The sequence below is a fragment of the Nostoc sp. 'Peltigera membranacea cyanobiont' 232 genome, from assembly GCF_002245985.1.
Lineage (GTDB): Bacteria > Cyanobacteriota > Cyanobacteriia > Cyanobacteriales > Nostocaceae > Nostoc.
This window is the reverse complement of record NZ_NOLK01000228.1, coordinates 1-9,047: the sequence shown is the minus strand read 5'-3', so window position 1 is coordinate 9,047 and position 9,047 is coordinate 1. Positions and strand designations below refer to the sequence as shown.

At 41.9% G+C, this 9,047-nt stretch carries 11 protein-coding genes; 10 read left to right on the top strand and 1 reads right to left on the bottom strand.

Annotated features, from left to right (window positions below; translation table 11 throughout):
- The first annotated feature begins 168 nt into the window (after positions 1-168).
- The 10 genes from CDG79_RS37065 (at position 169) to CDG79_RS37015 (ending at position 8,324) form a co-directional block, all read left to right on the top strand.
- Positions 169-1,014 carry a hypothetical protein gene (locus CDG79_RS37065; RefSeq protein ID WP_094346539.1) on the top strand — a complete coding sequence of 282 codons (846 nt, stop codon included), beginning with the start codon at positions 169-171 and terminating at the stop codon, positions 1,012-1,014.
- Between the two features lie 234 nt (positions 1,015-1,248).
- On the top strand, positions 1,249-2,226 hold the full coding sequence (locus CDG79_RS37060; protein WP_094346538.1) for a DUF5895 domain-containing protein: 978 nt from the start codon (positions 1,249-1,251) through the stop codon (positions 2,224-2,226).
- Positions 2,227-2,477: 251 nt separating this feature from the next.
- Complete coding sequence (locus CDG79_RS37050) at positions 2,478-2,912, top strand: hypothetical protein (RefSeq protein WP_094346536.1); 435 nt, start codon at positions 2,478-2,480, stop codon at positions 2,910-2,912.
- Between the two features lie 22 nt (positions 2,913-2,934).
- Entirely contained in the window at positions 2,935-3,294 is a 360-nt protein-coding gene (locus tag CDG79_RS37045; protein WP_317616643.1) for a hypothetical protein, read from the top strand.
- Between the two features lie 157 nt (positions 3,295-3,451).
- Complete coding sequence (locus tag CDG79_RS37040) at positions 3,452-4,525, top strand: hypothetical protein (protein WP_094346535.1); 1,074 nt, start codon at positions 3,452-3,454, stop codon at positions 4,523-4,525.
- Between the two features lie 130 nt (positions 4,526-4,655).
- The gene (locus CDG79_RS37035; RefSeq protein ID WP_094346541.1) at positions 4,656-5,105 is read left to right on the top strand and encodes a DUF1257 domain-containing protein; all 450 of its coding nucleotides are present in this window, start codon (positions 4,656-4,658) and stop codon (positions 5,103-5,105) included.
- A 2-nt stretch (positions 5,106-5,107) separates the two neighbouring features.
- Positions 5,108-5,317 (top strand): DUF2997 domain-containing protein, encoded by a 210-nt coding sequence (locus CDG79_RS37030; protein WP_094346534.1) that lies wholly within the window; start codon positions 5,108-5,110, stop codon positions 5,315-5,317.
- A gap of 90 nt (positions 5,318-5,407) precedes the next feature.
- Complete coding sequence (locus CDG79_RS37025) at positions 5,408-7,030, top strand: AAA family ATPase (RefSeq protein ID WP_094346533.1); 1,623 nt, start codon at positions 5,408-5,410, stop codon at positions 7,028-7,030.
- Positions 7,031-7,127: 97 nt separating this feature from the next.
- Complete coding sequence (locus tag CDG79_RS37020; RefSeq protein WP_094346532.1) at positions 7,128-7,688, top strand: WGR domain-containing protein; 561 nt, start codon at positions 7,128-7,130, stop codon at positions 7,686-7,688.
- Between the two features lie 279 nt (positions 7,689-7,967).
- Positions 7,968-8,324: a hypothetical protein gene (locus CDG79_RS37015; RefSeq protein ID WP_189525262.1), complete on the top strand. Its 357-nt coding sequence runs from the start codon at positions 7,968-7,970 to the stop codon at positions 8,322-8,324.
- A gap of 25 nt (positions 8,325-8,349) precedes the next feature.
- On the opposite strand, the gene CDG79_RS37010 is transcribed toward CDG79_RS37015, so the two are convergent.
- Positions 8,350-8,949, bottom strand: coding sequence for a Uma2 family endonuclease (locus CDG79_RS37010; protein ID WP_094346540.1), 600 nt, complete (start codon positions 8,947-8,949; stop codon positions 8,350-8,352).
- Positions 8,950-9,047 lie beyond the last annotated feature (98 nt).

Sequence of the window (9,047 nt, the reverse complement as noted above, 5' to 3'; positions counted from 1 at the left end):
ATTGCTGGACAAATGTTTGACAATAACTACGATTTGGCTATGGCAATTATTGATGGCATGGAAGCCAGAAGCGTAAAGGGTGAATATGCCCTTGAGCGTCTTATATTTAATTGTGCCTAGCTACTTAGCAAGCCTTACGATCAGTTTTCTAAGGAATTATTAGAGGAGTTGTTGTCTCCTTTAGGTAGAGTAGAAGTTAACAAACAAGTCACTGATGAAGCCAGATTTGTTGACGTTTTGTTTACAAGCACACCAACTGCCCAAGCTCAAAATCTTGGATTATTAGGTAGAATCGCTGTACTAAATACGGCACTCTTGGAACCATTTCGCAATCAACCCACTAGGTCAGAGGTACGCAACTGTTTTCTGAAACTGTTCACCGTGATTGCAGACTCACAACGCAAAGCCAAGCGGGAGAAAACCAGCTTACCAGAAGATAGTTTAGCTCGTTTGTGGATTATATCGCCTAGCGCTTCAGCCTCTCTGTTGGAGGATTTAGAGGTTAAACTAGATTTAGAAAAGTGGATCAGGGGAGTTTACTTTTTCCAGAAATGTTTTAGAGCGGCAATAGTAGCGGTTAACGAGCTACCAGTAACAGAAGAAACATTATGGCTGAGGATTTTGGGTAGAGGCGAAACGCAACGTACTGCCATTGATGAATTGCTGGCATTACCCGAAAGCAACCAATTAAGACAAAATACTCTCAAACTGATTACTAATTTGCGGGTGATTATAGTTCAACAGCAAGAAACTTTAACAGAAGATGAGCAGGAATTAATTATGAATTTGTCGCAAGCTTACCAACAGTGGGAAGAAACTACTAAGCAGCAAGGAGTGCAACAAGAACGCCGTCAAGTTGTAGAAAACTTGTTAAAATTCCGGTTTGGTTCTGTGGATGAAGAATTAGCGAGAGTAGTCGATAGTTTATTGCAGTTAACATCAGAAGAATTTACTCCCCTATGTCTTGAATTATCTCGTGAAGATTTGCTAGCAAGATTTAATTCACATCAATAATCTGTACAAAGCAAATAATTAGTAATAAAAAGCGCTTTTGTAGTAATCAAGAGCGCTGTTTTATTGGCTCTGTACTTGATAGATACATCTGAAATCAACGGCTTCGCCAATGAGAGAGTGAAATGTATTGATATTAAACAATGACCTATCAAGAAAATAATGCAGAATTACCCACCCAGGATTAAAGCTTCGCTTATTTTTTGCGAAAAATAACATTAAAGAAAGGCAGCTACTATGACAGCTTTTGACTTTGATTCTGCTCAACACCAGTCATACGAAAAGACTCCAGCAGCTAAAAGCATTCCTTCACCCGCAGGCATTTGGATTGCTTACGAAAATCAACAATTAGCAGGATGGTACGAAAATAAAGAACTAGTTGGTGGGAAAGAGTATAAAGTTCTTACTAACAAGTTGGACGAAAACGATGAAAAGATAGGCATTCCTGGCGCTCTCTATAGACAACCACGAATACTTGTGATTGGGCGATCGCCTCTGCTATACGGAAACGATAGAAAGGTGATTGGAGTTTGGCGTAGCAGTGATGGTTTGGACAAGAACGCCTACAAATTCGGTAGGCGGTATATGGTGATTTTCGTCGATGCCCAAAATCAACCTCTTCATATCGCACCAGTACAAATAACTGCTTGGGGAGTGTTTCAAGTGTCGTTTGATCAACAACTAATGGCATTCCGTGAAACTTGCGAACAAGCTTATGCAAGTTTTCAAGGCAAACATCACCAACCGAAGAATTTACTTTGGCATTCGATGTGGGTATTTTGTCCCATATTGAAAACAGAGAAACGTGAGAAGGGGGGGCAAACTTCCAACGCCTGTGTATGTAGCGGATACGAAAAGCCAACTGCGCTCAACTGGGAAAGTTATTGTATTGGCAAGAAACCAATAGCTCAAGAAATTGCCCTTGTGCATAATTCCATCTGCGATTGGTGGAAAAAAGGATTGCCTAACAATAACTTACCAAAGCATACGTCTCATGCACTAGATCGCAATCAATTGATGATGGAGTCACAACGATTGATTGAAGCTTTAGGTTGGGGTGAGGAAAAGGGCAAACAGTTTCTCATAGAGAACTATGGTAAAAAAGGAAGGCAGTCACTAACTAACGAAGAATTTGCTAACTTCGTCAACAAATTGCAGTCTATGCAAGCAAATTATGACGATGAAGTTGGTTACTGGGAAGATGTGCCTTCTTAATAACCAAATACTTATTGCGGTGATTACAGCAATTGCGTTCGCCTTTATGCTTCCCTATTTACCTTCAAGTAGGGAAGCATATTTGATCAGTTCTCAAGTCTTATCTACAGCTAATAAAGAAGGGAAAAGGGAAAGGGCTAAAGGTAAAACCTTACTATTCTACAGATGGTTTAATTCATGAATCCTTTCCCTTTTCCCTTTAACTTTTCCCCCTTCTTCTTGCTGTATATTCACTAACACCATAACAACAAATGACAACAACAATCGTTCCCCCTAGCCTCGAAAACTTACAGCGCGGTTATGGAATCCCAAAGTTTTATGTTGGGCAACGCACTCAACAAGGCAAAATCATTGGTATTGAAGTGTTGCCCCACGATAGCGTATTAGCTGAGAATTGCGGTCATGGCTACCGCTACCTTGTGATGGTTTCTCGCTATACAAAAGAAGTTAAATATCTGGAATCAGATCAGATTACGCCGCTTTCACCCTCGGAGGTTGAAGCTGAGATTCTAGAAGAAGTTGATTACTATCTAACCCAGCTTGTATTGCTGCAATCAGAGTTAAAAGCTGACCTCAAGATTCAGACTCCATTCGGTCAAATTAACCCACCGATTTCAACAACTAAACGTACAAATGGTAGCGCTTCTAGATTGTCTAAACCGAGTAAACAAAAAGTTGCTGCTTAACAAAAGAAGAATCAGGTTATTCGTGAAAAACTCTACAGTCAGACTAATTAAATCTGACTGTAGAGGAAAATCGATTCCACAACAAATTATGGCACACTTCACTGCTAATAAGATGGAATTAAATTTGATTAAAGTTTACGACTCAACACTGTTAAGCTCATCAAAAGTTTACCAAATCAACGGTACACTTTCCCGATATTTGGGTGACGAGGGTAGTATACAACATCCACAGTACCTATTTGTACCTCTGCCAAATCAAAAGAAAAAAGTCAGCTTTCGGCTAAATCGAAACAAACTCATGACTCGGTGTTATGAAGTCGAAGGTATGGTTTATCAAAAGCCTGTGGTACAGGATAATTCGCAACAACTTCAGCTATTTTGAGCCATGTCCATACATAAACCACCAGTCATTAAAAGACCTGTTCGACTACAAAATAGCTCTAAAAAAGTAATCTATAGAGCTACTAAAGACATTCAAATAGTCACAAAGAAAGCTTCGCTGAATTGAAATTGAAAAATAGTAATTGAGGTGAATAATCATGGTACAAGCAATTGACAATCCTGTTGCTGCAAATTTTCTAACTGATGCAGTAGTCGAGCGCCACAACTTCTCACAGTTAAATAAAACCCGTATTCGCTTCCGCATCCAGTTAAAGAAAAGTACAAAGTCTGCCGCACCTAAATGGGCCGATGTGCTAAAAGCTGAAGTCTCTGAAATTGAATCAGACCTTGTTAAAGTCACAAATTCCGAAGTTGGTCTGCGAGGTATTAAGGTATTTAAAAAGCTTGATGAAGCTGCCGCACAACTTCGTCAAGAAATTGCTTCGGTTCAAGAGTGGATGTCTGCTGATACTGGTGATTGGATTTGTCCGATTGATTTAGCTCCACTCGTTTGGAACCAGTTAATCAATATCAGGGATAATATCGCCCCAGGACTGCGTAATCAGCTAAAAGTTGATTATGAATCAGGACTCGAAGATTATCAAGAGCGGATTGACCAGTTTCTCTCGCTTAACACTTGGGAATTACCCCACGATAAGCAAGAATCTGTCAAAGCCAACTTGCTAAGAGCATTCCCGACTCTGATCGATCTCGAAGACTATTTGCAAGTCGTCATTGGTCGCCCAGTGATTATCCCAGCATTGTCCGAACAACTCAATCAGCAACAAGCCGAATGTCTTGACCAGATTACCAAGTTCATTCAGCAGTATGACCAAAATCTGGAGCAAAGGCTACGGGAATCTGCTCTAGCTGGTGGTGAACAACTAGCCGCGCAGTTGCTTGAAGAATTGAGCGACTGGGAGCCAGGACGCAAGCCAATCCAGTTTAAAAAGAAGATGCAACGCCATCTGATGAAGGTTCAGGTACTACTAGCGAATGCTGACCCGGAGGCTGGCAGCAGCTTGGAGGCGATGATGGCGCACTTGGACTCTATCGTTAACGATCCAGCTATTGAGTCTAAGAATCTTGGTTCTGATACACGCAGTCAATTACAGCAAAAAATGCAAGAGATCCGCATCAAGTTGTTAGATGAACAACGCAATCTACAATCACTTGCGGCTGACGACGTGGGCTTATCGAAAGCCACAGTTGCCGCATTTAGGTTCAGGTAAAAAAATGGTCTTGGGCAAGTGTGCATTTGCTCTCTTACTTGATCGGTGTATTAAAAGTGCAATATTCGCGTTTCAAAACGATATCGCACTTTTACTATTTTTCAAACCAGATGACAAAGGGAATAACATTATGTCGCATTTCTCAACAGTCAAAACCAAATTAAGCAATCACGAGTGTTTGGTGCAAGCTCTCACGGATCTAAACCTATCACCACAAGTTCACCAAACAGCACAATCACTAAAAGGATACTATGGTGGCTCTCAAGGACAAAGTGCTGAAATCATCGTATCTGGCCGCACCATAAAAGCCCGTGCAGACATCGGGTTCAAATGGAATCAGTCAAGCGGCGTGTACGACGTAATACATGACAGTTACGAGACAGTTCCGAAGCTGGGCAAAGACTTTTTCAGCAATAAACTAATGCTGGTTTATGGACAACGGATGGTTCGCGCTAAAGCCGCCGAGTTACAAGAAAAATTTGGTGAATGTGCGATCGCTGAAGAAACCCACGGAAGTGTGCAAACTCTACGGCTGACTTTTGCCGGACATCAAGAAGTTAAACAATTTGCACGGAGATAAATATGGAACGCTCAATACTGATTCATTTCGACAATGCTACAGGTGAAGTTCGAGTGGAAGCGGAGGGGTTCGAGGGGCTGAGTTGTTTATCGGCTACACAACCGTTTGAAGAGGCACTTGGGGTTGTGGAGGGCGATCGCACGTTTAAAGATGAAGCCCAAACCCAACAACTTCGGACTACGAACAGTAATCAAACACGTTTGCGTCAGTAATCAGTCATCAGTTACCAGTCTTAACTCGGCTGGTAACTGCTGATCATAAAGGCTTCGCCATTTCATAAGTGAAATATTTGAATAATTGACATGAAACTCTCAAATCTTCTCTCCACACTCGATTCACAAATACCCATTGCTGCGGTTGATGTTCTGTCGCCCGATGAAGCGACGATTATTCAGTGGCTGACTACAGAAGCTAACAATAAGCTATCAAGTCCAGTGTTCTTTTGGAATCTGGGAGTATCAACCTTGGAGCAATGTTTAATCGCAGCAGATGGGGGATTGGTGTTTAAGCCAGTTGCAGAGTATAAGAAACCACAACATGCTGACCCCTTGTTATATGTGTTTGATTACATTGCTAACTTTAGCGGAAATGGTGTATTTATCCTTGGAGATATTCACCCCTTTATTGCTAAGAACTCACCCCAATTGAGTTGGGAGGTTTTATCCAAAGTTAAAAACCTTTACCACAGGTTAAAACCTACAGATAAACGCATTGTATTGTTGGGTCAGAACATACAATTACACGAATCCCTAGTCAGATTGATTCCTTATTGTGAAGTCCCTTTACCTAGTATTGACCAAATACTTGAGCATATCACTTCTTATTTGCATGACTTACAACAGTCTGCTATTGAACAGGAATTGACTTTCACTGTTACGCTTGAAAATGCTGAATTTGAAACTCTTTCTCGTGCAGCCCTGGGTCTAACCTTAGAAGAAATTAGTGATTTCCTTCGGTTAACAGTCAAAGAAAACTTAACTAATGATGGTGTCGTTGTCGGCGCTGATTTTATCCCCAAAGCCGTCGAGTACAAAACTCGGCTACTATCTCAAATGGGTATCGAGTTGGGTAAGCCAGCTACCATTCCTTTTGGCGGTTTGGATCTACTGCGCGAGTGGTTGATGAGGCGGCGGCGACTATTCACACAAGAGGCACGAAGTCTTAGCTTACCCCAGCCAAAAGGTGTGCTACTGGCAGGGCCTCCAGGTACTGGGAAATCTAATTGTGCCAAAAACATTGCAACTATACTGAATTTACCACTCCTACAGCTAGACATTGCATCCCTGTTGGGTAGTCTGGTCGGTGAGTCCGAAGGTAATGTTAAACGTGCATTGAAAACAGCAGAAGCGATCGCACCCTGCGTCCTGTGGATTGACGAACTGGAAAAAGCTCTTTCTGGCAGTAGTGACACCAGTGGAGTCAGCCAAAGGATTCTAGGGAATATCCTCACTTTCATGTCCGAGTCACAATGCGGGGTGTTCGTTGTTGCTACCTGCAATGACCCATCTGCGTTACCAAGTGAACTAAAGAGGAAGGGAAGATTTGATGAAAACTTCTTTGTTGATCTTCCCACGGAGCCTGAGCGAGTCCAGATTCTAGGGATTCATCTGCAACGCTTTGGCATTCACCTGGAATCGGAGTATTTGGAGGCGATCGCAGCTAATACCGCGAAGTTTTCAGGGGCAGAACTGGAAACCCTTGCTTCGGAAGCTGCACTGCTGGCATTCGATAAGGATAGACCGCAGCAGGTAACGCTTGCTGACCTCGAAACCTGTCGTCAAACCATTACCCCGCTTGCGATTCAGGATGCTGCGGCAGTCGAACGAATGCAGGCATGGGCATCCACTGCACGACGGGCTAGCAGTCCTGTGGTTGCGGCGAAAACTCAGTCTCTCAGAACTGCCAAATACAGAAACATGAACTGATGAGAAAGCGATTGTCTCCTGATTCTATGGGGGCGATCGCTCTTTTAGGTTCGTAGCGATTACGTTCAGTATATCTATCTCAGATGGGGTAAGAAAGATGGAAATCTATTTAGTGTATGTTGATGCTATCCAGAACAGCAATAAGTTCTGGTCTGCCATTGTTGAAGATGGTAACTTAACAGTGCAGTGGGGCAGAGTCGGTTATCAAGCGCAAACGAAAGTCCATACATTAGCCAATCATCAAAGAGCCATTGCTAAATTTCATAATCTGGTAGCAGAAAAGAAATCCAAAGGTTACAGCGAAAGTCAGCCAGAGATTGATGCTAGCCGTAGTGTTGCAGACATTAGACGAGCTATTCAATTATTGAATATTATCCGTCCGGCTGTTGCAAATAGAAATTTTGGTGATACCTACATATCTGCTCTTAATGAATATTTGAAAATTGTCCCAACACCTTTAGGGATGCAAATTGATTACCACAGAGTTTACCGCACAGTAGAAGATATTGACTATCAGCGAGAGTTACTCAACTTTCTGTTAGCGACATCTGCACCAATTGTTGCTGCGGTAGCTGTTGGTCATGCCCCTGAAGCAACAACAGAACCCAAGGTTGTCAGTCTCAAGACTATCAGTAAGAACTTCTGGCGGCATTTGTAAATTAGCTTGTCGGAAAGTATTGCAGCCGATTTACTACAGCAATGCGGATTGATTAAGTGTATCCCCCAGCCTATACCGCACTGGGGGATATTTCTAACTGACTTTCAGCTTAATTGCTTGTTTGTCTTCTGGGTTTTTCGTATGACATCGGTTAACCATTAGAATATTTTTTCTGAATTGGGAACTTTTATGTAAATTTAACCGCATTCACCTAACGAAAGTTTACAATATAATTACTGAAACTAATCTAGTTACAACCAACAGGCTTTGGTTTGACCCATGACTGATAATAAACAAGTTGTCTGCCAACTCACTCAACAAAAACCAAGACGTGTTTTGGTTCTAGCTCCAAGTGAACTAGCTATCCATCATCGTCACAGACAATCCTTTCAAACACCGCCTACTTTAAGCAATTACATTTTCAAAGTCATCGCTAAATTGTCCATCGTCAGCGCTATGTTGTTTGGCATCAGTGCATTGGGCTATTGGGGATTAGAAATCGTTGAAGCTAACACAATCCCGATAATAGAAGAGAGATACGATTGGCAAACTCAAAAACATATTTGTTTCGGTTGGATGTTAGTTACTTTTTCTAGCTTTCTTGGGAGTGCTTCTTTTGATAACGAGTCCCACTAATCAGTTCCAAGAGAGTTAAGCAGCCTTAAAAATTAATGCGACGATAGATTTCAGTCAGGGGAATTTCTACGTTTAAACTGTGCAGCATAATTGTCCGCTCAAGGTGAGAGTGAACTTGCCATAGCCAGCGATCGTTACTGTTCCGATCCAAGTTATGATACTGTTCAATGTAGGGTTCAGTTTGGCTCACAAGCAGATATTCACAAAAGCTGGCAATCGAGCGATATTTTCTGAATTTGTCCCCTCGATCATAAGCTTCAGTCGAGGGTGATAGAACTTCGACAATAAGCATTGGATTGAGAATTTCATCATTGCGATTGCTATTGAACTCTGGTTTGCCATTAACAACCATCAAATCGGTATAAGTCCCACACTGATATTCGGGAATCCAAACTCGCAAGTCGCTATTATACAAACGAAAATCGGTGTCTCTCAATAAAAACCCTAGAGTTATTAAGAAGTTGCTGGCGATTGCGCTATGAGATTCCGAACCTCCCGACATAGTAATAATCTCTCCGTTACGGTATTCATGGCGTTCGGGGTTTGTTTCTTCCATAGCCCGATACTCGTCTAACGTGAGGCGAGTTGTTATTATATCTGGGGGACTGGTTTGAGCAAAGACCACAATCAGACCTCTTAAATAATTAGCTCTAGAACTATTATCAGCAAAGTCAAGAAGAATTGCTATTGAACGATGGAATGCCGCAACTTCCAAGTTAGGCT